The sequence below is a fragment of the Pseudomonas sp. AB39(2026) genome (assembly GCF_059831485.1).
The window spans coordinates 577,419-600,226 of sequence record NZ_CP195212.1 but is presented as its reverse complement, the minus strand read 5'-3'; the positions used below and the strand labels follow the sequence as shown (position 1 = coordinate 600,226).

The 22,808-nt window shown below is 61.5% G+C and carries 22 protein-coding genes; 10 read left to right on the top strand and 12 right to left on the bottom strand.

The window, feature by feature from the left end; genetic code table 11:
* The 6 genes from ACSAMW_RS02620 to ACSAMW_RS02595 form a co-directional block, all read right to left on the bottom strand.
* The gene (locus tag ACSAMW_RS02620; RefSeq protein ID WP_500592531.1) at window positions 1–960 is read right to left on the bottom strand and encodes an ABC transporter substrate-binding protein; all 960 of its coding nucleotides are present in this window, start codon (window positions 958–960) and stop codon (window positions 1–3) included.
* 151 nt (window positions 961–1,111) lie between these two features.
* The gene (locus tag ACSAMW_RS02615; protein WP_500592530.1) at window positions 1,112–1,849 is read right to left on the bottom strand and encodes an amino acid ABC transporter ATP-binding protein; all 738 of its coding nucleotides are present in this window, start codon (window positions 1,847–1,849) and stop codon (window positions 1,112–1,114) included.
* Window positions 1,846–3,345: an argininosuccinate lyase gene (gene argH, locus ACSAMW_RS02610; RefSeq protein ID WP_500592529.1), complete on the bottom strand. Its 1,500-nt coding sequence runs from the start codon at window positions 3,343–3,345 to the stop codon at window positions 1,846–1,848. Before argH ends, ACSAMW_RS02615 begins: the two co-directional genes overlap by 4 nt.
* A gap of 2 nt (window positions 3,346–3,347) precedes the next feature.
* Window positions 3,348–4,028 carry an amino acid ABC transporter permease gene (locus ACSAMW_RS02605; protein ID WP_500592528.1) on the bottom strand — a complete coding sequence of 227 codons (681 nt, stop codon included), beginning with the start codon at window positions 4,026–4,028 and terminating at the stop codon, window positions 3,348–3,350.
* 7 nt (window positions 4,029–4,035) lie between these two features.
* Window positions 4,036–4,698, bottom strand: coding sequence for an amino acid ABC transporter permease (locus ACSAMW_RS02600; RefSeq protein WP_500592527.1), 663 nt, complete (start codon window positions 4,696–4,698; stop codon window positions 4,036–4,038).
* A 9-nt stretch (window positions 4,699–4,707) separates the two neighbouring features.
* Window positions 4,708–5,505 carry a transporter substrate-binding domain-containing protein gene (locus ACSAMW_RS02595; RefSeq protein ID WP_500593950.1) on the bottom strand — a complete coding sequence of 266 codons (798 nt, stop codon included), beginning with the start codon at window positions 5,503–5,505 and terminating at the stop codon, window positions 4,708–4,710.
* 230 nt (window positions 5,506–5,735) lie between these two features.
* On the opposite strand from ACSAMW_RS02595, the gene ACSAMW_RS02590 reads away from it, so the two are divergent.
* The 10 genes from ACSAMW_RS02590 (at window position 5,736) to gloA (ending at window position 16,307) form a co-directional block, all read left to right on the top strand.
* Window positions 5,736–6,641 (top strand): LysR substrate-binding domain-containing protein, encoded by a 906-nt coding sequence (locus tag ACSAMW_RS02590; protein WP_500592526.1) that lies wholly within the window; start codon window positions 5,736–5,738, stop codon window positions 6,639–6,641.
* 229 nt (window positions 6,642–6,870) lie between these two features.
* Entirely contained in the window at window positions 6,871–8,175 is a 1,305-nt protein-coding gene (locus ACSAMW_RS02585) for an ABC transporter substrate-binding protein (RefSeq protein WP_500592525.1), read from the top strand.
* Between the two features lie 93 nt (window positions 8,176–8,268).
* A complete protein-coding gene (locus ACSAMW_RS02580; RefSeq protein ID WP_500592524.1) occupies window positions 8,269–9,195 on the top strand; it encodes a carbohydrate ABC transporter permease in 927 nt (308 codons plus the stop codon).
* A 10-nt stretch (window positions 9,196–9,205) separates the two neighbouring features.
* The gene (locus tag ACSAMW_RS02575) at window positions 9,206–10,039 is read left to right on the top strand and encodes a carbohydrate ABC transporter permease (protein ID WP_168084650.1); all 834 of its coding nucleotides are present in this window, start codon (window positions 9,206–9,208) and stop codon (window positions 10,037–10,039) included.
* Window positions 10,040–10,055: 16 nt separating this feature from the next.
* Window positions 10,056–11,159 (top strand): ABC transporter ATP-binding protein, encoded by a 1,104-nt coding sequence (locus tag ACSAMW_RS02570; protein ID WP_500592523.1) that lies wholly within the window; start codon window positions 10,056–10,058, stop codon window positions 11,157–11,159.
* Between the two features lie 29 nt (window positions 11,160–11,188).
* The gene (locus ACSAMW_RS02565) at window positions 11,189–12,676 is read left to right on the top strand and encodes a mannitol dehydrogenase family protein (protein WP_500593949.1); all 1,488 of its coding nucleotides are present in this window, start codon (window positions 11,189–11,191) and stop codon (window positions 12,674–12,676) included.
* Window positions 12,677–12,687: 11 nt separating this feature from the next.
* A complete protein-coding gene (gene xylB / locus ACSAMW_RS02560) occupies window positions 12,688–14,157 on the top strand; it encodes a xylulokinase (protein WP_500592522.1) in 1,470 nt (489 codons plus the stop codon).
* 12 nt (window positions 14,158–14,169) lie between these two features.
* A complete protein-coding gene (locus ACSAMW_RS02555) occupies window positions 14,170–15,105 on the top strand; it encodes a carbohydrate kinase family protein (RefSeq protein WP_500592521.1) in 936 nt (311 codons plus the stop codon).
* A 104-nt stretch (window positions 15,106–15,209) separates the two neighbouring features.
* Window positions 15,210–15,581 (top strand): histone-like nucleoid-structuring protein, MvaT/MvaU family, encoded by a 372-nt coding sequence (locus tag ACSAMW_RS02550; RefSeq protein ID WP_500592520.1) that lies wholly within the window; start codon window positions 15,210–15,212, stop codon window positions 15,579–15,581.
* Window positions 15,582–15,776: 195 nt separating this feature from the next.
* Window positions 15,777–16,307, top strand: a complete 531-nt coding sequence (gene gloA, locus ACSAMW_RS02545) for a lactoylglutathione lyase (RefSeq protein ID WP_500592519.1) — start codon at window positions 15,777–15,779, stop codon at window positions 16,305–16,307.
* Between the two features lie 40 nt (window positions 16,308–16,347).
* On the opposite strand, the gene ACSAMW_RS02540 is transcribed toward gloA, so the two are convergent.
* The 6 genes from ACSAMW_RS02540 to ACSAMW_RS02515 all read right to left on the bottom strand — a co-directional run bounded on the left by ACSAMW_RS02540 (window position 16,348) and on the right by ACSAMW_RS02515 (window position 22,703).
* Window positions 16,348–18,699: a DNA polymerase II gene (locus ACSAMW_RS02540; RefSeq protein WP_500592518.1), complete on the bottom strand. Its 2,352-nt coding sequence runs from the start codon at window positions 18,697–18,699 to the stop codon at window positions 16,348–16,350.
* A gap of 58 nt (window positions 18,700–18,757) precedes the next feature.
* Window positions 18,758–19,009 carry a metallothionein gene (locus ACSAMW_RS02535; RefSeq protein ID WP_500592517.1) on the bottom strand — a complete coding sequence of 84 codons (252 nt, stop codon included), beginning with the start codon at window positions 19,007–19,009 and terminating at the stop codon, window positions 18,758–18,760.
* Window positions 19,010–19,178: 169 nt separating this feature from the next.
* Entirely contained in the window at window positions 19,179–19,388 is a 210-nt protein-coding gene (locus tag ACSAMW_RS02530) for a hypothetical protein (RefSeq protein WP_500592516.1), read from the bottom strand.
* Window positions 19,389–19,500: 112 nt separating this feature from the next.
* Window positions 19,501–19,818, bottom strand: coding sequence for an RcnB family protein (locus tag ACSAMW_RS02525; RefSeq protein WP_500592515.1), 318 nt, complete (start codon window positions 19,816–19,818; stop codon window positions 19,501–19,503).
* Between the two features lie 111 nt (window positions 19,819–19,929).
* Complete coding sequence (locus tag ACSAMW_RS02520) at window positions 19,930–21,057, bottom strand: HlyD family secretion protein (protein ID WP_500592514.1); 1,128 nt, start codon at window positions 21,055–21,057, stop codon at window positions 19,930–19,932.
* Window positions 21,054–22,703, bottom strand: a complete 1,650-nt coding sequence (locus ACSAMW_RS02515) for an MFS transporter (protein WP_500592513.1) — start codon at window positions 22,701–22,703, stop codon at window positions 21,054–21,056. Before ACSAMW_RS02515 ends, ACSAMW_RS02520 begins: the two co-directional genes overlap by 4 nt.
* Between the last annotated feature and the right edge of the window lie 105 nt (window positions 22,704–22,808).

The window sequence follows — 22,808 nt, the reverse complement described above, 5'->3', positions numbered from 1 at the left end:
TCAACGTGCGGCCTGGGCAGTGGGGTTTGGGGCAAACGCGGGGTTGAACGAGTTATCGAACAACTGGGCGGCAGGGTAGCCCTTGATCGCTCCAAGGCCCGCGAAGAAATCAAGGGTGCTTTGGGCAGCGGCAATGTTCTGCTCGCTCACTGGCCCCAGGTCGGTCCTGGCACGGGCGAACCAGGCGCGAGCGATCTCCCGGTCTGCCCGGCTGCGCTGGGCCCAGGCATCGGCATACGCCTCATTATGTGCGGGCGCCTCCAGGGTCCAGGCCCGGGCTTTCTTCAAGCGCGCTAGAAAGTCGGCAATAGCAGCGTGCTTTTCCTCCAGGGAATGGTTGTTGGCGACCACATAGCTCTGGGCCGGGATCACGCCATTGGCTGTTGCAATCACTTGGGCCCCTTGGCGCTCCTGCTGGGTAACATAAGGCTCCCAGGTCGCGATCACGTCCACTGAACCCCCATCCAAGGCATGGGCGGCATCCAGTGCGCTGAGGTAACGAATGTCCACGGCATCACGGGGCACTCCGGCTTGGTCCAACGCTGTGAACAGCAACTGCTGGCTCCATGAACCCTTCCAGATGGCCACGCGTTTGCCTTGGATGTCCTTCACGGTTCTGATCGGTGAGCCCTTGGCCGCCAGGATCGCCACACCCTCTAGGTTCTGCCGGGTGATCGCGACCACCTTGATAGGGGCACCCAACGCGCCGAGAAACAACGCTGGAGCGTCACCCAGCAGGCCAAGGTCCAGGCTGCCCACGTTGAGCGCTTCGGCCACCGGCGACCCTGCCGTGAATTGCTTCCATTCCAGGGTGTAAGGCAGGCCCTCCAGTACACCGGCAGCGTCCATCACGGCCTGGGTGTTGTAGCTCTGGTCGCCTACGGTAAGGGTGAGGGCCGAGGCACACAGGCTGAACGATGCGGCAAGCGCCGCGGCGGCGCAGGTGGCGAGTAGTCGCACGGTAGGCTCCAGGTTGAAGGTTATAAGCGCATGGGTGCTGAGACCCTTCGCTTATAAGCTACGCACCTTGGAGAGTGGTGTGAAATTCATTTAAAGCATAACCTAAGATGCAAAACTTGCATCTAGCCGACTGTGTTGCCCACGTGTACGGCTACAACACATTGGCCAGAAAGCGCTGTGTTCGAGGGTGGCTCGGCTGCCCGAACACCTGTGCCGGCGGGCCTTGCTCGACAATCACGCCCTCATCGAAAAACAGCACGCGGTCGGCCATCTCCCGCGCAAACCCCATCTCATGGGTGACCACGATCATGGTCATGCCTTCACGGGCCAGGCCCTTCATTACAGCGAGCACTTCGTTGACGGTTTCCGGATCAAGGGCGGACGTGGGTTCGTCAAACAGCAGCAGCTTGGGCTTCATGGCCAGTGCCCGGACAATGGCCACCCGCTGTTGCTGGCCACCGGACAGTTGTGCCGGGTAGTCCTCAGCCTTATGAGCCAGGCCTACGCGCTCCAGCAAAGCCATGGCGGTTTCCCGGGCCTGTGCCTTGGCCATGCGCTTGAGCTTCACCGGGGCCAGCATCACGTTGGCCAGCACGGTCATGTGGGGGAACAGGGTGTAGTCCTGAAACACCATACCCACCTCCTCCCGGAGCTTGGCCAGCGCCTTGCGGTCCCCGGCCTGGGCCACCTCCCCGCCTGCGATCAGCACGTGCCCGGCCGAGGGGGCTTCCAGGCTGTTCAGGCACCGGATAAAGGTGGATTTACCCGACCCGCTTGGGCCGATGATTACCACCACTTCGCCCGCCTCCACCGCCAAGTCCACACCCTTGACGACCTCATGGCCGCCAAAGTGCTTGCGCAAGCCGCGCACGGTCAGCATGGGCGTCATTGGGCCACCTGCTCAGTGGCCGCTTGCAGGTGCTGCCGGGCACGTGCCAGGCGTTCTCGCCAAGCCTGGGCGTCGGCCCGCTGTTGGCTCAAGCGCGTGGTTGCCGCCGCTAATGAAGTGCTTAAGGCCGATAGCGCCGGCCCACCTTGGGACGCCCTGGACTGAACGTTGGTGGTAGGGTCCAGGCTTTGGCGTACCTGCTCAGGGTCCAGGCCTAGGGCATGCCCCAGCTGTTCCTGGGCGCAGGCGTCCACCATGGCGCTGTCGATACGGCTGGCGGGCAGCCCGGCATCCATGGCCTGGCGCACCGCTGCGCCCACTACATGGTGGGCCTCGCGGAAGGACAGGTCGGCCTCGCGTACGATCAGGTCCGCCAGGCCCGTGGCCGTGGAGAAGTCCTCGCCTGCCCGGCGCAAGGCCAGGGCCTGGTTGGGTGTGGCCGTGCGCAGCATGAGCTCGAAGAGCTTCAAGCAGCGAAGGGTTTCTTCAGCGGCTTCCCAGAAGCCCCGGGTGCCTTCCCGGCTGGCGTCCCCGGTATGGGAGAAGTTGGTACCTTTAACGGTGGCACAGGCGCCCATCAGCAACCCCATGATGTGGCCGCTGCGGCCCTTGAGGTACTCCAGCACCGTGGGGTTCTTCTTTTGGGGCATGATGCTGGACGTAGCGGCGATGCTGTCGGGGAAGTCGATCAGGCTGAATTCGTGGGTACTCCACACAAAGTAATCCTGGGCCACCCGGCTCCAGAATACGGCCAGCAGGTTGAGGTGAGACAGGCTTTCGAGGATGAAGTCCCGCGAGCCTACGGCGTCCAGTGCATTGTCCACCACCCCGTCAAAGCCGAGCAGGTCGGCCGTGCGTGCCCGGTCAATGGCGAAGGGTGTGCCCGCGAAGGCCGCAGCGCCCAGGGGGCTATGGTTCATAGCCTGCAGTGTATGCGCCAGCCGCTGGGTGTCCCGTGCCAGCGCCTGCTCCACCGCCGCCAGGTAATAGCCATAGGTAACGGGCTGGGCCGGTTGCAAGTGGGTGTAACCCGGCATCACCACTTGGGCAAAGCGAGTGGCGTTGTCCAGCGCAGCCTGGCGCACATCGCACAGTGCGTCGATCAAGGCCAAGAGGGTATCGCGGCAACGTAGGCGGTCGAGGGTGGCCAGAATGTCATTGCGGCTGCGCCCGGTGTGCAGGCGCCCACCGATATCCGCACCGATCTGCTCGATCAAGTGGGCTTCGTAATTGAAATAGGCGTCTTCGCGTGAAGGGTCCAGCGGGACCTGGTCCGCCCCGGCCGCCTCCATCGCCAACACCCCGCGGGCCAGCACGGCGGCATGCTCCTGGCGAATCAGGCCCTGCTCGCTCAGCATCACCACGTGGGCCTTGTTCACATCACCCAAGGCCGCAAACCCGGTGGCGAACCCTTCCAGGCGAGGCCGGTAGATGTAGTCGTTCACCTCCGGGGCCGTGGTTTCTTTCAAGCGACGACTGACTTTTGATTGCTGCACGGTCATACCCCTTTAGCGCGCATCGCTGGACGACCCAGGCGACGTTCCAGATAACGGCTGAGCCAGCTCAGCGATGAACACAACACGAAGTACACCAGCAACACCGTGCCGTAGACCGAAAACGCCGGGCTGGCGCCCGTCATCACGGCTGAGCGCTCGATGATCACCTGGCCCACCTTGAGAAACTCGCTCACACCCACCAGCGCACCTAGGGAGGTAGCCTGCACCAGCATGGTGAGCAGCCCGGTATAGGCCGGCAGAATGGCCCGCATCGACTGCGGCCCGATCACATGCAGGTATACCTGCCAGGGCCGTAGCCCCAAGGCCCAGGCGCTTGCCCATTGATGCCGGGCGACCGATTCCAGCCCGCCACGCACAATCTCAATACCGTTGGCGCTCCCCCACAGCGTCAGGCCGGTGGTCACGGCCGCGAACGGTGTAAGGTCAATGCCCAGCATGGGCGCACCGAAAAAGATGAAGAACACGTTCACGATCAGCGGAATGGACCGGAACAGCTCTACATAGGCATGGATCACCAGGCGCAGCCCCCGGCTGGGCAGTGTGGCCAGCACCCCAAACACGGCCGATACCAGGGTGGTGAACAGCAGGATCACCAGCGCCAGGCGCACCGTCATCCCGAGCCCTTTGGCAACGAAGGCCCAATTGTCGATCATGAATTCCATACACGCCTCACTGCCTGAACGGCCGTTGCAAATGAGCACTCAGGCGCCCAGTGGCCAGCGACAGCAGCGCGACCAGCACCAGGTAGAGCACACAGATGGCACTGAACATCTCGATGGCCCGGAAATCTGTGGCAATGCGGTCCACGGCCACAAAGGTCAGTTCTGCGAGGCCAATGGCCTGTAGGTAGGACGAGTTCTTGAGCAGTGAAATGGCCGTGTTGAGCATGGCTGGCAGGCTGGTGCGAAAGGCAATGGGCAGCGCCACCAGGCTGTAATACTGCAAAGGGCGCAAGCTGAGGGCCACCGCCGCTTCGCGCATGCCATGGCTCACTGTGCCCAGCCCCCCTCGCACGTTCTCCACCTGATAAGCCCCCGCCCACAAAGACAGGCATAGCACTCCAGACCAGAACAACGACAGCTCCAGGCCAATGGCAGGCAAGCCATAGAAGATGAAAAACAGCTGCACCAGGATGGGCGTGTTGCGGATCAGCTCTACGTACAGGGCGACCACCTGGGACAGCACAGGAATGGCCGCTACCCGCACCGCGCCACCCAGAATGCCGATGAGCAGTGACAGCACAATCCCCAGCAGCGAGACACGCAGCGTCATCAGCACGCCGTCCAGCAGCGCTGGCCACTGGGCCAGCAGGTAATGAAGGTCGAAGTCCATGGGCGGGCCTTATAAGGCTTCGGCCGGTTTGGCCTGCTCGAACACACTCAGGTAATAACCCTGGATCGCCACGGGCACATACTGCTGCACCCAAGGGCGGAACAGTTTTTCCTCATGCATGCGGCCGATGGCGGCGCTGAGGTAGTCGCGCCAGGCTTCATCGTTTTTGCGCACACCAATGGCCGCATCGGACACCTGGAACGGTTCGCCAATCAGCCGCAGCGTGTCATCACTACCCGCCGCGACTACCAGCGTGGCCGCGTCGTGGGTGTAGGCGTCGGCCCGGCCCTGGCGGAACGCCTGTAACGCATCAGCAGCGCTGTTCATGCGCAGGGTAGTCACCTCCGGCATGTGGTCCTCGAACCACTTGGCTTGCACCGAGCCTTTGAGGGTGGCGACGGTTTTGCCTTTGAGGGCGGCAATGGAGGCGATGGCGCTGTCTTTTTTCACCAGCACATCGCTGGCACCCCAACGATACGCCTTGGTGAAGTCAATCACCCGCTGCCGCTCTGGCGTAACGCCCAAGGTAGCGATCAACAGGTCCACCTTGCGGCCTATCAATTGCGGCACCCGGTTCTCAGCGGTCACGCAGGTGAAGGTCACCTTGTCTTTACTACCCAGGGACCAGAGGGCGATCTGCCGGGCCATTTCTACTTCCACGCCCGCGTAGTCGCCGTTCTTGTCCTGGAAACCATAAGGGGGTTGATCGCAGCGTACGCCGGCGCGAATCACCCCGGCTTCAGTGATGGCTGCGGGCACGGTGGGCAGGTCGGCGGCGTGGGTGTGAACAGTGGCGCCGAGGGCCATGAGCAGCAGGAAAGGCCGGGTAACGCGTGCTTTACAGGAAAACGTCATGGTGCCTCCGGTCAAATGACAGTGCGCCCCACGATGGGGCCGCGCAACACGGGATAGCGGCAGACAGGCAGTGAAACCGCGGGCCTCTGTCGTGCCCTGCTTGAGCACGTTTATAAAGCCTCTGGCCCATGCCAACAAATCCCAATACAGTGATAACCCATACGCTTTTGATATGGGTTGCCATGAACTTCAAGCAGATAGAGGCGTTTCGTGCGGTCATGCTCAGTGGCTCCATGACCGCGGCCGCACACGCGTTACATACCTCCCAGCCTAATATCAGCCGGCTGATCAACCAGCTGGAGCGCGCCTGCGGGTTCAAGCTGTTTGAACGGGCTGGTGTACGGCTATTGCCCACCCATGAGGGCGCGGCGCTGTTCGAGGACGTGGAGAGGTCCTTCGTCGGGTTGCATAGCATTGAGGAGTCGGCCCACACCATCCGGCGCGAGGGCACCGGGCAGTTGCGCATCGGTGCGGTGCCGTCCCTTACGCTGACCCTGTTGCCGCGGGTGATCCAGCGGTTCCGCCAGGACAACCCCGGCGTTGCGATTTCCTTGCACACCAATGACTCACCTGCTGTCGCTCGCTGGACGGCCTCGCAGTTCTGTGACGTAGCGCTGGTGTCCTACGTGGCCGAGCAGACACCTGGGGTCACGGCGCAGGTGCTGTGCGATGTGCCAGGCGTGTGCATCTTTCCCGAAGGCCATCGCCTGCAAGCCCTGCACCAGGTGACGCCGGCCGACTTGAAAGGGGAGGAATTCATTTCACTGTTGCACAATGACGGCTCCCGCAGCCGGGTAGACCGAGCCTTCCCAGACACTAAAGGCTATCGCCGCCTAAACCTGGAAACCCCCTATGCGGCCACCATCTGCTCGATGGTCGGCCTGGGGTTGGGTGTCAGCATCGTCAGCCCGCTGGTAGCGGGAGAATACGGGCATATCGGCCTGCAAGCGCGCCCGTTCACACCGCAGGTCCGTTTTACAACCTACCTGCTACTCCCAGCCGACCGGCCCCAGAGCCTGCTTAGCACACGCTTTTGCGCATTGGTCACGCAGATGATGCAGGCGGCCACCCAGCCCTGGCGCGAATAAAAGCCGTGTGCTGGCCCCACGTGCAGCAGAACCGTCTTTACTGTGAGGCAGGAAACGCTTCAAGCCACTGGGCGCTACTGCAAAAAAGTATCAGTCCCGGTGTGCTCGCGGCGTTGTGACAACAGGCGCCTGGGGGTGTAATCGACCCAGGCAAAACGCCCCCGCTTCCTTGCGGACAAAAAAAACAATATCCGGCCCAGGCAACTGCCCAGGCCTTGAGGAGAGCACGATGCGCACGTCGGCACACGCCTTGATCGCCACCTGTTGCCTTGCCCTGGTCGGGCCCGCCATGGCCGCAGACACCTTGACCATTGCCACGGTCAACAACAGCGACATGATTCGCATGCAGCGCCTGTCCAAGACGTTTGAAGAACAACACCCGGAGATCAAGCTGAACTGGGTGGTGTTGGAAGAAAACGTACTGCGCCAGCGCCTCACCACCGACATCGCCACCCAGGGCGGCCAGTTCGACGTGCTCACCATTGGCATGTACGAAGCGTCACTGTGGGGTGCGAAGAATTGGCTGGCGCCAATGAAGGACCTGCCCGCCGATTACAAGCTCGACGACGTGTTCCCTTCCGTACGTGAAGGCCTGTCGGTCAACGGCCAGCTGTACGCACTGCCCTTCTACGCAGAAAGCTCCATTACCTACTACCGCACCGACCTGTTCAAGGCCGCTGGCCTGACCATGCCGGAAAAGCCCACCTGGGACCAGATCAGCGAATTCGCCAGCAAGCTGACGGACAAGAGCAAGGACCAGTACGGCCTGTGCCTGCGGGGCAAGCCGGGCTGGGGCGAGAACATCGCGCTGATCACCACCCTGGCCAACGGCTACGGCGGCACTTGGTTCAATACCCAGTGGGCACCTCAGTTCAACACGCCAGCCTGGAAGGACGCGCTGAACTTCTATGTGACCAACATGAAGCAGTCGGGCCCGCCTGGCGCGTCCAGCAACGGCTTCAATGAAAACCTTGCCTTGTTCAACAGCGGCAAGTGCGCCATCTGGGTGGACGCCAGCGTGGCGGGCTCCTTCGTGACCGACAAGGCCCAGAGCAAGGTCACCGACAGCGTGGGCTTCACCTTTGCCCCGCACCAGCGCACCGAAAAAGGCACCTCCTGGCTCTACTCATGGGCCTTGGCCATTCCAGCCAGCTCCAAGAAGCAGGAAGCGGCCAAAACCTTCGCCATGTGGGCCACGTCCGAAGATTACGCCAAGCTGGTGGCGGACAAAGACGGCATCGCCAACGTACCGCCAGGGACTCGCGCTTCCACTTACAGCGATGCATACATGAAGGCAGCGCCTTTTGCCAAGGTCACTTTGGAATCGTTGAAGATGGCCGACCCGGCTGCCTCGGCAGACAAGCCTTATGTGGGCATCCAGCTGGTCACCATTCCCGAGTTCCAGGCCACCGGCACGGCGGTGGGCAAGATCTTCTCCGGCGCCCTCACCGGGCAGACCACCGTGGACCAGGCCCTGGCCGCGGCACAGTCGAGCACCGAGCGCGACATGAAACGTGCGGGCTACCCCAAGTAACGTTGCCCATAAGGTCTGTAGGTAGCGCTTTCAGGTAATACCGCCTTATGCGAGGGCCGGCCTGGCCCTCGTTGGCAACCGAGGTAATCACCCATGACTGTTTCCACGCTTAACGCCGAGGCGGCGACTGCTCGCCAGCCCAACCGGCGGCTGTTCCGCAACCCCGGCTGGTTCCTGGTCAGCCCCTCGGTCATCCTGCTGTTGCTGTGGATGATCGTGCCCCTGGCCATGACCCTGTACTTTTCCCTGATTCGCTACAACCTGCTCTACCCAGGCGAGAACGCCTTCGTCGGCCTGGAAAACTTTACCTATTTCCTGACCGACACGGGCTTTTTGCCAGGCGCCTGGAACACGGTGCTGCTGGTGGGCAGTGTGCTGCTGATCAGCGTGGTGGGCGGTGTATTGATCGCGGCCCTGCTGGAAGCCAGCGAGTTCTTTGGCCGTGGCGTGGTAAGGGTGCTGCTGATCTCGCCGTTCTTCATCATGCCCACCGTGGGTGCGCTGGTGTTCAAGAACCTGATCTTCCACCCGGTCTCGGGGGTGCTCGCCGCCCTGTGGAAGTTCTTTGGCGCTGAGCCGATAGACTGGCTGGCCAACTACCCTCTTCTGTCGATCATCATCATCGTGGCCTGGCAGTGGCTGCCATTCGCCATTCTTATTCTGATGACCGCCATGCAGTCCCTGGACCAGGAACAGAAGGAAGCGGCCCGCCTGGATGGCGCCGGCCCCCTGGCGATCTTCTGGCACCTGACCCTGCCCCACTTGGCCCGGCCGGTGGCGGTGGTGGTGATGATCGAGACGATTTTCCTGCTATCGGTGTTTGCCGAGATTTTCACCACCACCAACGGCGGCCCTGGTTTTGCGTCCACCAACCTGGCGTACCTGATCTACAACCAGGCGCTGGTGCAGTTCGACGTAGGCATGGCCTCGGCGGGCGGCCTGATTGCCGTGCTCATCGCCAACGTAGCAGCCATCGTGCTGGTACGAATGATCGGCAAAAACCTTACGGACAAGGGCTGAGGACACGACCATGATGACCCTCAAACAAAGCAGAAAGCTGCAAAGCGTAGCCCTGGGTACACTGTCCTGGTTGGTGGCGCTGATCATCTTCTTCCCGATCTTCTGGATGGTGCTGACCAGTTTCAAGACCGAGATCGATGCATTTGCTACGCCGCCCCAACTGTTCTTCACGCCCACCCTGGAAAACTACCTGCACATCCAGGAGCGTAGCGACTACCTGCACTTCGCCTGGAACTCCATCGCCATTTCGTTCAGCGCGACGGTGCTGTGCATGCTGATCGCCGTGCCGGCGGCCTACTCCATGGCGTTCTACGAGACCAAGCGCACACGCCGCACCTTGCTATGGATGCTCTCCACCAAGATGCTGCCACCGGTCGGTGTACTGATGCCCATCTACCTGTTGGCCAAGAATGCCGGGCTGCTGGACTCACAGCTGGGGCTAATCATTATCTACACCTTGGTGAACCTGCCGATTGTGGTGTGGATGGTGTACACCTACTTCAAAGACATTCCCAAGGACATCCTGGAAGCAGCACGCCTGGACGGCGCAACGCTGTTGCAGGAAATGATCCGTGTGCTGCTGCCCATCAGCAAGGGCGGGCTGGCGTCTACGGTGTTGCTGTCCTTGATTCTGTGCTGGAACGAGGCGTTCTGGTCCCTGAACCTCACCAGCTCCCAGGCGGCACCGCTTACGGCCTTGATCGCCTCCTATTCAAGCCCCGAAGGGCTGTTCTGGGCCAAGCTGTCGGCAGTATCGACCCTGGCATGTGCCCCCATCCTGATCTTCGGCTGGATCAGCCAGAAACAACTTGTGCGCGGCCTGTCGTTCGGCGCGGTGAAATAATAAAAAGGAGCCCCTCATGGCGACGTTAAAAGTGCGCAACCTGAAAAAAGGCTTTGAAGACCTGCAGATCATCAAAGGCATCGACCTGGATGTGCATGATCGGGAGTTCGTGGTGTTTGTAGGGCCGTCGGGCTGCGGCAAATCCACCCTGCTGCGCTTGATCGCCGGCCTGGAAGACGTGAGCAGTGGCCAGATCGAACTGGACGGCCGCGACATCACGGAAGTGACCCCGGCCAAGCGTGACCTGGCCATGGTGTTCCAGACCTACGCGCTGTACCCCCATATGAGCGTGCGCAAAAACCTGTCTTTTGCCCTGGACCTGGCAGGCCGCGACAAACAGGAGGTTGAACATAAGGTCAGCGAAGCCGCCCGTATTCTTGAGTTGCAGCCGCTGTTGGAACGCAAGCCCAAGCAACTGTCCGGTGGCCAGCGCCAGCGTGTGGCCATTGGCCGTGCTATCGTGCGCAACCCCAAGATATTCCTGTTCGACGAGCCCCTGTCCAACCTGGACGCCGCGCTGCGTGTGCAGATGCGCCTTGAACTGTCACGCCTGCACCAGGAATTGCAGGCCACCATGATCTACGTCACCCATGACCAGGTAGAGGCCATGACCCTGGCCGACAAGGTGGTGGTGCTCAATGCGGGCCGTGTAGAACAAGTGGGGTCACCCCTGGAGCTGTACCATCACCCTGCCAACCTGTTCGTGGCAGGCTTTCTGGGCACGCCGAAAATGGGCTTCCTCAAGGGCCAGGTTAGCCAGGTGTTCCAGGACGGCTGCGAAGTATTGCTGGACGCTGGCACGCGCATCACCTTACCGCGCACCGGCCCCGGCCTGGCCGAAGGCAGTGTGGTGACCCTGGGCATCCGGCCTGAGCACCTGGAGCTGGCGCAGCCTGGCCAGACCACCCTGAACGTGACCGCCGATGTGAGTGAGCGCCTGGGCAGCGACACCTATTGCCACGTGCGCACTGATGCAGGGGAAGCCCTCACCCTGCGTATCCGTGGCGACATGAGCAGCCAGTACGGCCAGCGCCTGGCCTTGCACCTGGATGCCCAGTATTGCCACCTATTCGACGCCAACGGCTTGGCCGTGGCGAACCCTATGCGCGCGGCCGCCTGACGTTCGGAGCCAACATGACCACTACCCCGTTGAAGTTAAGTCTCGATGCTCTGGACGACCTGCCTGATACCGTCAAGCGCCCCTCCTACCAACCCGAATTGCTGGTACAAGGCATCGTGCACATGGGCGTGGGCGGCTTTCACCGCGCCCACCAGGCCTATTACACCGACGCCCTGATGAACCAAGGCAAGGCGCTGGACTGGGCCATCTGTGGTGCGGGCCTGCGTAGCGAGGACCGCAAGGCCCGTGACGACCTGGCCAGCCAGGACTATTTCTTCACCTTGTTCGAGCTGGGCGACACCGACGATACCGAAACCCGTGTAATCGGTTCGCTGCGGGACATGCTGCTGGCCGAGGAGTCCCCCGAGGCCCTACTCGAAAAGCTGTCCAGCCCTGACATTCGTATTGTGTCGCTGACGATCACCGAAGGCGGCTACTGCATCGATGACAGCACCGGTGAGTTCATGGCCCACCTGCCCTTGGTGCAGCATGACCTGGCCAACCCCACGGCCCCTAAAACCGTGTTTGGCTTCCTGTGTGCCGCCCTGCAACGGCGCCGTGAGGCCGGCATTCGACCCTTCACTGTGATGAGCTGCGATAACCTGCCCCACAATGGGCAGGTGGCCCGCAAGGCCCTGATGGCCTTCGCCACCCTGGCCGGTGATGCCTATGGTAAAGGCCTGGCCCAGTGGATCGATGCCCAGGTGGCCTTCCCCAATGCCATGGTCGACCGCATCACCCCCATGACCAGTGCTGCCCATCGCCAGCAACTGCTGGACAAGCGCGGCATCGATGATGCCTGGCCGGTGGTGTGCGAGCCCTTTGTGCAATGGGTGTTGGAAGACAACTTCTGCGACGGACGCCCGGCCTGGGAAGACGTAGGCGTACAGTTCACCGAAGACGTAACGCCCTATGAAGAGATGAAAATCAAACTGCTCAACGGCAGCCACCTGGCCCTGACGTACCTGGGCTTCCTGCGCGGTTACCGTTATGTGCACGAAACCATGAACGACCCTCTGTTCGTGCAGTACATTCGCGACTACATGAACCTGGACGTTACGCCCCAACTGGCCCCGGTGCCTGGTATCGACCTGACTGAGTACAAGCAGACCTTAATCGATCGTTTTTCCAATCAGGCCATTGCCGACCAGCTGGAACGGGTGTGCTCGGACGGCTCGTCCAAGTTTCCCAAGTTTACCGTGCCTACCCTTAATGAGCTGATTCGCACGGGCGGTGATCTGGACAGGGCTGCGCTTGTGGTGGCCGCCTGGGCGCTCTACCTGCGGGGCGTTGACGAAAACAAGGTCACCTACCGTATCCCCGACCCTCGCGCCGAGTTCTGCCAGGGGCTGGTCGCCGAAGACGAGGGCCTCACCCAGCGCCTGCTGGGCGTGGTGGAGATCTTCGGCACCCAGGTCCCGGCGTCCCCTGCCTTCGTTGAGGCCTTTGAACGGCAACTGCAGCAGCTGCGCACCTTTGGTGTGGAAGGTGCCTTGCGGGCCTTGGTCACGGTGTAGGGAGCACACTCATGTTTCTAGGCATCGATTGCGGCACACAAGGCACCAAAGCGCTGATCCTGGATGCGGCCACAGGCCAAGTGCTGGGGCGCGGGTCGGCAGAGCACACGTTGGCCAGCGAAGCCAACGGGCGCCGTGAGCAAGACCCGGCACAATGGGTGGACGCCCTGATCGCGGCCAGCCGCGCGGCGCTGGCCCAGGCCGGTATTGCCGGCAGCCAAGTCAAAGGCGTCGGGGTGTCTGGCCAACAGCACAGCCTGGTGCTGCTGGGCGCCGAGGGGCAGGTACTGCGCCCCGCCAAACTATGGTGCGACACTGAAACCGCGCCGGAGAATGCCCGCCTGCTGGCGGCACTGGGGGGTACACAGGGTTCCATGGAGCGGCTGGGGCTGGCCATCGCGCCGGGGTACACGGTGTCCAAGCTGTTGTGGACCAAGGAGCAGTTCCCTGCGGTATTCGAGCAGATTCATAGCCTCCTGTTGCCCCACGACTACCTAAACTTCTGGTTGACCGGCCAGCGCTGCGCCGAATACGGCGATGCGTCCGGCACAGGGTACTTCGATGTGCGCCAGCGGCAGTGGGACTACGCCCTGCTGGACCAGATCGACCCCAGCGGCCGATTGCGCCAGGCTTTGCCCAGGCTGGTTCAGCCAAACGAAGCCATTGGCACGGTGCTGCCCAACGTTGCCTCACTGCTGGGGATCAGCCCCACGGCGGTGGTGGCCAGCGGGGGTGGCGACAACATGATGGGGGCCTTGGGCACCGGGAACATCGAGCCCGGCCTGTTCACCATGAGCCTGGGCTCCAGTGGCACCGTGTACGGGTTTACGCAAACACCGGTGGTGTGTGACGAGCCTGCCGTGGCCACTTTCTGCTCGTCCTCCGGTGGCTGGCTACCTTTGATCTGCACCATGAACCTGACCAATGTGACCAGTGCCGTCCGCGGCCTTTTTGGCCTGGACCTGGTGGGCTTCAACCAGGCCGTGGCAGCCTCGCCTATCGGGGCAGACGGGGTAATGATGCTGCCTTTCCTGAACGGGGAGCGGGTGCCTGCCTTGCCCCAAGCCACGGGGTCGGTGCTGGGGTTGACAGCGACCAACCTGAGCGCGGCGAACCTGTGCCGTGCGGCAGTGGAAGGCACGACCTTTGGCTTGCGCTACGGCCTGGACCTGCTGCGCAGCGCAGGCATGCACAGCACGGCCATCCGCCTGGTGGGGGGCGGCGCCAAAAGCCCGGTGTGGCGGCAACTGGTGGCCGACATCATGGCTACCCCTGTGGTCTGCACCATAGAGCCGGAAGCCGCGGCCCTCGGGGCAGCGCTTCAGGCGGCCTGGTGCGTGGGCGAATACGGCGATTTGCAGGCATTGTCTGAGCGCTGTGTACAGGTCGATCCAGGTACCCTTTGCCAGCCCGACCCTCACCGCGTTCAGGCGTATCAGGCGGTGTATGAGCGGTACCGGCACCATATTCTCTCTCTTTGACCCGAGGCCTACATGTTTCTCGTTTGCGGCGAAGCCCTGTACGATTTTTTCTGCAACACGCGCCTGGGCGAACCCCAGGCAAACCTGGACTACACTGCCGTGGCCGGTGGCTCCCCCTATAACGTGGCCATCGGGCTGGCGCGCCTGAACACCTCGGTGGCCTTGCTCGCCGGCCTGTCTACCGACGCCCTGGGCAATAACCTCAAGCACCTGCTGGCCCGCGAAGGGGTCGACGGCCGCTACCTTCAGCATTTCGATGCGCCCACTACCTTGGCCATGGTGAGCTTGTCGGGCGACGGCGTGCCTGCTTATGCGTTTCGGGGCCTGGGGTGCGCCGACCGTGCGCTTGAGGTCGACCGCCTGCCCGCCTTGGACAGCGCTATCAAAGGCCTGCACTTCGGGTCGTTCTCGGCGGTGGTGGAACCGGTAGGCACTGCCTTGCGCGCTCTGGCGCGGCGAGAGGCCGGCCAACGGCTGATCAGCTATGACCCCAACGTGAGGCTCAACCCTGCGCCGGATATCACACAGTGGCGCGCCGTGGTTGCGGAGATGGCGGCCTTGGCCCACGTGATCAAAGTCAGCGATGAGGACCTTGAACTCTTATACCCGCAGGCGGCCTTGGAAGATATTGCCCGCGGGTGGCTTAAAGAAGGCTGCGAGTTGGTCTTTGTGACACGAGGTGGCCAAGGCGCTGATGTATTTAGCCTGGAACATGGACGGTTGTCCGTGGCCGCGCCCCTGGTAGAAGTCCGCGACACTGTGGGGGCCGGTGATACTTTCCAGGCTGCACTACTGGCCTGGCTGGCGGATCACGATGCAGTCGCGCCTGGGAAGTTGCGCACATTGAACCCGGAAGACCTTGAAACCCTGCTTCGGTTCGCCTGCAAGGCCGCCGCTATTACTTGTTCTCGAACAGGGCCTGACTTGCCACGACGCGCCGAAATGTAAAAAGTTTACAGCTACAGTTCAAGTAAATCCCGGCGCAGGATATTTACTTAATTCATTCCAACCTCTATTCTCCGGCTACTGAGTTCATTAGCCGGAGCCCTACCATGTCCAGACTCGCCGAATTCCGCGCTGCCGAAAAAGCGCTGCAAGAACAACTCGCACAGCTTGAAGTAATGAAAAACGATACCTCGCTCAAGCGTGAAATCGAATTCGAACAAAAGCTGTTAGGGTTGATGAAGGAGTACGACAAGAGCCTTCGCGATATCAAAAGCCTGCTGGACCCTACTGGCGCTTCCGCACCCCGTGCGGCTACCGCTGCGCCAGCGCCCAAGACCCGCCGCGCCCGTGTGGTGAAGGTGTACGAAAACCCGGAAACCGGCGAACTGATCGAAACCAAGGGTGGCAATCACCGTGGCCTGCGCGCCTGGAAAGACCAATACGGCGCAGAAACCGTCGAAGGTTGGGTTCGCCGCTAAACGGTACAGGGCTTCACGCTTTTTTCACACGCATACGCGCAGGATCAAGGTCGCTGAAGGAACAGCGCCCCATATGCCCGCTTCGGCGGGCTTCTTATTTCAACGCTTCTGGTACCGTGCCAGGAACGTCCCGCTGTTGGCCCTGCCCTGCGTCTATGCCTCGCTTTACATGCCTTACCCACGCAGGAGAACACCATGAGCCTTAATGACCTCGACACCGTTGCGGGCGTAACCGCTCAGCGGGATACCGCTACAACAGGTTTCGTGTTCAACCACACCATGCTTCGTGTAAAAAACATTACGCAGTCGCTGGATTTCTATACGCGCGTATTGGGTTTTAGCCTGGTTGAAAAAAGAGATTTTCCGGATGCACAGTTCAGCCTGTATTTCCTGGCGCTGGTAGATCGCGACAGCATCCCAGCCGATGACGCTGAACGTAACCGCTGGATGAAATCCATTCCGGGCGTACTTGAACTAACCCACAACCACGGCAGCGAAACAGACGACAGCGTCGTTTATCACAATGGCAATACTGACCCACGTGGCTTTGGGCATATCTGTGTGTCAGTGCCAGACATTCATGCCGCCTGCGAACGCTTCGAGCAACTGGGTGTTGATTTTCAGAAGCGCCTGGCAGATGGCCGCATGAAAAGCATTGCCTTTATCAAAGACCCGGACCAGTACTGGGTCGAGATCATTCAGCCTACACCGCTGACAGGCGAGTAAGGCTTAAGCGGCGGGGCTTGTCGGCTATGCAGCTTATAGCCTAGAAGAGCCCCAACTGCTCGCCAACCAACTCGCCAAAGTCCCCTTCTACGAACGGCAAAATGGCATCAGCAATCGGCTGCAGTTGCCGAGTGATGTAATGCTCGTAATCCAGCGGCGCGTGCCGGACCTCTAAAGGCTCCGGGCCGTTGAGGGTCATTACATAGCTGATCCAGCCCTTGCGCTGGTATTGCAGCGTACGCCCTTGAGCCTTGTTGAAGTCGTCTGCCAGGCGCGCCGCCCTTACATGGGGCGGCACGTTTCGTACATAGTCGGCCAGAGGCCGGGTCAAGCGTTTGCGGTAGACCAGCTTGTCGTCGTGCAGGCCGCCGCGGGTCTGGCGCACGTAGTCCTGCACATACCCCTTCCAAGGCTGGCCGGTAAAGATCCGGCGGTATAGCGCCTGCTGGAATTCCCTGGCCAGTGGCGACCAATCGGTGCGTACGGTTTCCAAACCTTTAAACACCATGCGTTCAGCCCCATCTGGGCCCTGAACCAAGCCCGCATAACGCTTCTTGCTGCCCTCTTCCGTACCCCGTGTAGTAGGCATGAGGAACCGTTTGAAGTGTGTTTCGAACTGCAGTTCCAGCGCACTGTTCAACCCCAGGGTTGAGGCCAGATGCTCGCCCCACCAAGCGTTGACCTGCTGTACCAGAGCGTTGCCGATGACCTGCGCCTGGGCCTCGGTATGCTCGCCCTCCAGCCATACGAAGGTCGAATCGGTGTCGCCGTAGATCACTGTGTAACCCTGTGCTTCGATCAGGGCTCGGGTCTGGCGCATGATTTCATGGCCACGCAGGGTGATGGAGGACGTCAGCTGAGGGTCGAAGAAGCGGCAGCCTGACGCACCCAGAACGCCGTAGAACGCGTTCATGATGATCTTCAAAGCCTGTGCCAGCGGAGCGTTGCCTTCCCGTTTGGCCTGCTCACGCCCTTCGGCCACCTGCGCCACAATGCCTGGCAGGGCATGGGCCGTGCGGGAAAACACGGCGCCCCGGTAACCTTCCACCGCCTGCTCTGGCGAAGCCAAGCCCTCTATCAGACCCACCGGGTCGATGAGAAACGTGCGAATGATGGAGGGGTACAGGCTTTTGTAATCCAGTACCAGCACGGAGTGGTACAGCCCCGGCTGGGAGTCCATGACAAAGCCACCTGGGCTGGCAGCGGGCAGGCGTTCGCCCCGGTTGGGGGCCACGCGGCCCAACCGGTGCATGGCGGGCAAGTACAGGTGGTCGAAGGCCGCAATGGACCCCCCCATGCGGTCAGCGGGCAGGCCGGTCACGCGCGCCCGTTCTATCAGGAAGTCCATCAAGTGCGTTTGGGCAAAGATCCGGGTCACCAGTTCGCAGTCGCGCAGGTTGTACCGTGCCAAGGCAGGCTTGTCCTGGGCGAACATACGCTCGATGCTCTCCAGCCGTTGGTACACATTGTCAATGGCCTTGCCCTCACCCAACAGGGCTTGCGCCACGTTCTCCAGGCTGAAGGACGGAAATGTCCACTGGGCCGCCCGTAATCCCTCAATCCCGTCAATGATCAGGCGCCCTGCGGCAGAGGCAAAATAGTGACCCTGGTCGGTGTGCTCGCGCCAGCCCATCGGAACACCGCCTCGCCCCAGGCGCAACGGAACGCCATAGCGCTGGCTGTGCTGGTGCAGTACCCGGAGGTCGAACTGGATAACATTCCAGCCGATAATGACGTCCGGGTCATGCTGCACGAACCAGTGGTTAAGGGCTTCCAGAAGTTCGGTTGCGCTTGAATAGTAATCCAGCTGAAAGTCCACCTGCGGTGCAGTAGCCGGCGTCGCCCCCAGCATCATGACCACACGTTGGCCACACCCTTCCAGGCCGATGCAGAACAGATTGCCATGACGGTCGGTTTCGATGTCTAGGGAGGCTAGTTTTAACAACGGCCGGTAGACTGGAATAGGCCTCACGTCCCCGCGCCACCCCTGATCGGCCGAGCCTTGAGCGGTAAATTCGACCGGGGCAGTGATAAACCGCTCCATCAAATAGCGCTCGGGCGGGCGGATATCGGCCTCATAGAGGTCCACCCCGCCACGGCGCAAGCGCACGGCCAGCTCTTGCAGTTGAGCGAATTGCTTGCAGTACAGGCCTACCACTGCGCGGTTGCGAAAGTCTTTAAGCTTGAGTGGCTTGAAGTCAACGCCGGCCGCCTGGTCTATCAGCCGTTCGGCGAGTGGCTGCTGGGTAGCAGGAAGGAAGGCCACGTGAGGTTGAAGTGGCAGGCGCAACCGTAAAGGGCCGGTGTCCGTGGCGAGCCAAAGATGGACCTCTGTGCCCTCGGGCGTATCGGCCCAGTGGCGAGTTAGCACAAAGCCATGGCGTGGAGGCACCCTTGATCCTCGACAAGCAAAGGCCCCAGTGTACCGGGGCCAAGGGATTATCTACAGGTCACGGCGAAATAGGGTCGCTGGCAGGAAAGGTTTCGTCTACTGCATGGTCGACCTTGTCATGGCCCTGGCCCGCGTCACGGGTTTTCACGCCTGTGCTGCCGCAGCCACACCCTTGCATGGCGCAAGCCTCGCCGTTCAGGTGGTCCACCGAGCAGGCTACGCAGCAGAACCAGCGGCCTTTTACTTCCACGCCTTCGGTATGTTCGTTGGCGCAATCACAGCCAGAACAGTTGCAGGTTTTGTCTGTCATCGTTGCCTCCAGGCTTGAGCCCAATGAAACCGGGCGCCGTGTTGCGCCCTTTCTGATTAGGGCCTGGAGGTGGCGGTTAAGTTTCCTGAAGTTGTGCGCCCTCACTCGCAGCGTATGAGAATCGTAGGCGCCAAGCTTGCAACTCTCAGCAAGGATCACGCAGGGTCAATCAATACCGCTGATATTGGGAACCGAATTCCTTGCGGTTGTCAGCGACCAGCACGGTGTCGACAGGGCTGGGCTTTGCTGCCCGCGTGGCGGCTGTCAGCACTTCGGCTTTGTGAATGACGGTAGGCAATGAGGAGGGCTTAGGCAGGGCAAAGGCACTACCGGCAGTCAATGCGGTAAGTGCAAAGGTCACAGCAAGTACGTGTTTCATGGTGTTTCTCCTTCAAAGGGGTAGGTAACGGGTATGGGAACTACCTTAGCCAGCTACCGCCTTCGAGGGAAAATCAACGCAGGCATAGTGAACATCAGCGCCAATGATGCGCTTATTTCTTCTTGTGGATTTCCTTGATTACCGAGTTCTCACGGTTGACCATCACATAGGTGCCTTTGATATCGACCCACTGGGAGTTTTCTTCTGGTGCCCTCAGGCCCTTGCTTTTCCAGTCCTTGAGGGCAGTTTCTTCGCGGGTATACATGTCTGGCGCTTTGTCGCCCTCGATGTAGCATTTACCGTGACCCAGGAAGTCGGTCCATACGGCTTCAGGCTTGCAATCAGCCGGCTTCTCGTCAGTGGCGTGTGCCGCCAAAGGGCCCAAGCACAACAGGCTCGCCAGTGCTACTGCAGATCGTGTATTGCGCATCTCTCACCTCATCGCTGGCGGGCGGTTGCCCGCTTCATGACGGTTTGCCGTTGGGCACCGCTTAAACACTATGAAAGCCTGCGCGCCTGGAAAGTTTCGTTGCCGAACCGCTTAGGGCGCGGTGTCGACGCTTACCACCACCGACATTCCCGGCCGTATCCGGCGCGCGTCAGGCTGGCCAGGGTCAACCACGATGCGCACGGGAATACGTTGGGCGATCTTGACAAAGTTGCCTGTGGCATTGTCGGCCTGGAGCAGGCTGAACTCAGACCCTGTCGCAGGCGCAATCTCCTGCACATGGCCCGTAAGCCGGGCGTGGTTGAGGGCGTCTACGGTGAAGGACGCGGCCTGCCCTACCCGCATCTGCGCCATCTGGGTTTCCTTGAAGTTGGCAATCACCCATACGGTATCGGGCACCAGTGCCATCAGTTGCGCACCGGAATTGACCCAGGCACCCAAGCGCACGCCGACCTGCCCCAACTGCCCATCTCGGGGGGCGATCACTCGCGTGTTGGCCAGGTCGATACGGGCCAGTGCCACAGCAGCAACCGCATTGCTCACTGCAGCTTGCAGCGAATCCTTGTTCACTTCCACGGTACGCAAGTCTTCCTCGGCGATGCGCACGGCGGCGTTAGCCTGGGCCAGGCTGGCCTGTGCCTGTGCGGCCGCAGCGCGGCTGACATCCAATTCGCTTCGAGAAATGGAGCCATCAGTGACTAGCGCCAGGCTGCGCTTGAGGTCAGCTGCGGCCTTATCAGCCTGAGCCTTGGCGCTGCCAATGGCCGCCTTGCGCTGGTCGATGGTGGCCTGTGCACTGCGCGTCTGCTGCCGGTTGTTGGCCAAGGCCGCTTGTTGGGAGGCCAAGCTGGCTTCGGCCTGGGCCAAGCGTTGGGTATAGATGCGGTCGTCCAGGCGTACCAGCAGGTCCCCAGCCTTGACCTGCTGGAAGTCCTGTACCGGCACCTCAAACACATAGCCGCTGAGCTGGGGGCTGATCACTGTGACCTGGCCACGCACCAGTGCGTTTTCCGTGCTTTCGATCGCGCTGGCAAAGGGCGGCAACTGCCAGGCATAGAGCACGATCAGCACACCCAGCAGCGCCAGGGTGCCGAACGCCAGTGCAGACAGCACACGGGTGCGCCGGGGCCGGGACTCGGCGACGTGGTCAGGGGGCGGGGTCTGCCCTTCCGGGGTGGCTGCGATGGCGGTAGTGGTAGCGGTTTGAGGCGTGTCAGTCATTGGGGTTTGCCGGCAGGTTGAACATCGGCCGCCTGTTGGGCGCGGGCATTGCTGGCAAGCCACAACACGCGAACGGACATCCAGATAAGCGTAAGGATAGCGATGATGGCGATCAGCATGAACACGTCGTTGTAGGCCATCACGTTCGCCTCTCGTGTAGCGGCATTGGCCAGGGCGCGCAGGCCTTGGGCATTGCGCGCGCTGGGGTCCGCCAGGGCCTGGGCATAGGATGCCGCGCCGCTGCTGACCCTTGCAGCCACACGGGGGTCGGTGGCTTGCAACTGCTCCACGATCAGGCTGGAGTGGAATTTCTCGCGGATCACCTGCCAGGTACCCAGCAGCGCTGACCCCAGCAGCCCGCCCAGGTTCTGGGCAATCCCGAACAGCACGGAAAAGCTGACCAGGTTGCGTGGGTTGGCAATCACGTTGCGGGTACCGATCACCATGGTCGGCCCTAGAAAATAGGTATTACCAAAGGCCAGCAGAAATTGGCTCACGTACAACTGTGGTGGCCGGGTCAGGTTATTGGAGAAACTGTCCATAAGCGCGCCGACCGCCATCAGGCCTACCGAGAAGAGTAGCGGCCGAAACAGGTGGTCTGGGTTGATCATCAAGGCACTGATCAACAGCCCTGATACGCTGCCGATCAACATCACCACGTACAGGCTGAACAGTTGCTCGCTGCCCATGTTCAGGTACTGCATGAACCCCACCGCGCCGGTGGACTGTTCCGAGCTGACCATGCGTATAAGCACCACGGCCAACCCTAACCGCAGAATAGGCCCGCTGCCCAGCCACCTTGTCATCAGCAACGGGTTGCGGCGGTTGTGCTCGATGCACAGCCCTGCCAGGATCAGCACGATGGAACAGGCCAGCGCGATCCCGATCCAGCGGGCCTCGAACCACCAGTCGATACGCCCCAGGGACAACACGGCCACCAGCAGGCCCACACCTGGGGCTAGCAGTGCGAAGGTGAGAAAGTCTAGGGGTTCAAAGGTACGGAAGCGGTCCCCAGGGGGTAGCTTGAGCCAGAACACAGCGGCCAGCGCCGTGATCGCCAGGCCCAGCTCGAACAGGTAGAGGCCGCGCCATTCGGCGATCTGCAACAGGTCCTCGGAGACCAGCCGGGCAAAGGGTAATGCCAACTGAGCGGTGCCCAGGCCCAGCACCAGCGCCTTGAGGCGCCACTTCGCGGGCAACGCCTGGATCATGTAATACAGGCCCAAAGAACTCAGGGCGGCGCCCACCATGCCATGGGCGGCGCGCACGGCAATGGCCGAGCCCAGGTCGTTCACGAACAGGTGGGCCAAGGTCACCAGCACGTAAAGCCCCAGGAACACTTCCGTAAAGGCACGAAGGCCGAACTGCTGCCGGAACTTGACCAGCAGCAGGTTCATGGTGACGTTGGTCATTACATAGGCCGCTGGCAGCCAGGCGATTTCTGCACTGGTCACGCCCAGGGCGCCTTGCAGGTACACCAGGTTGGCCGTGACCAAGGCATTGCCCAGTCCGCCGGTAATGCCCACCAGCAGGCCCACCAACGCATAGGCGATGCGGCGTGGCGTAGGGTGCAGCGGCGTTGAAGGTGAGCCGGGCATCGAGGGCCGCTCATGGGGCTGCCATTCCCGGGGCGCGTAGCGTTCCATACCTAGACCAGTGATGAGCTGTGGCTTAGTAGCAATGAGGGTTGAAAAGTTCGACCTGGCCAGTGATCGGCGGAGGGTGCCCGCAGGGCATCTGTTCCTTCCTAG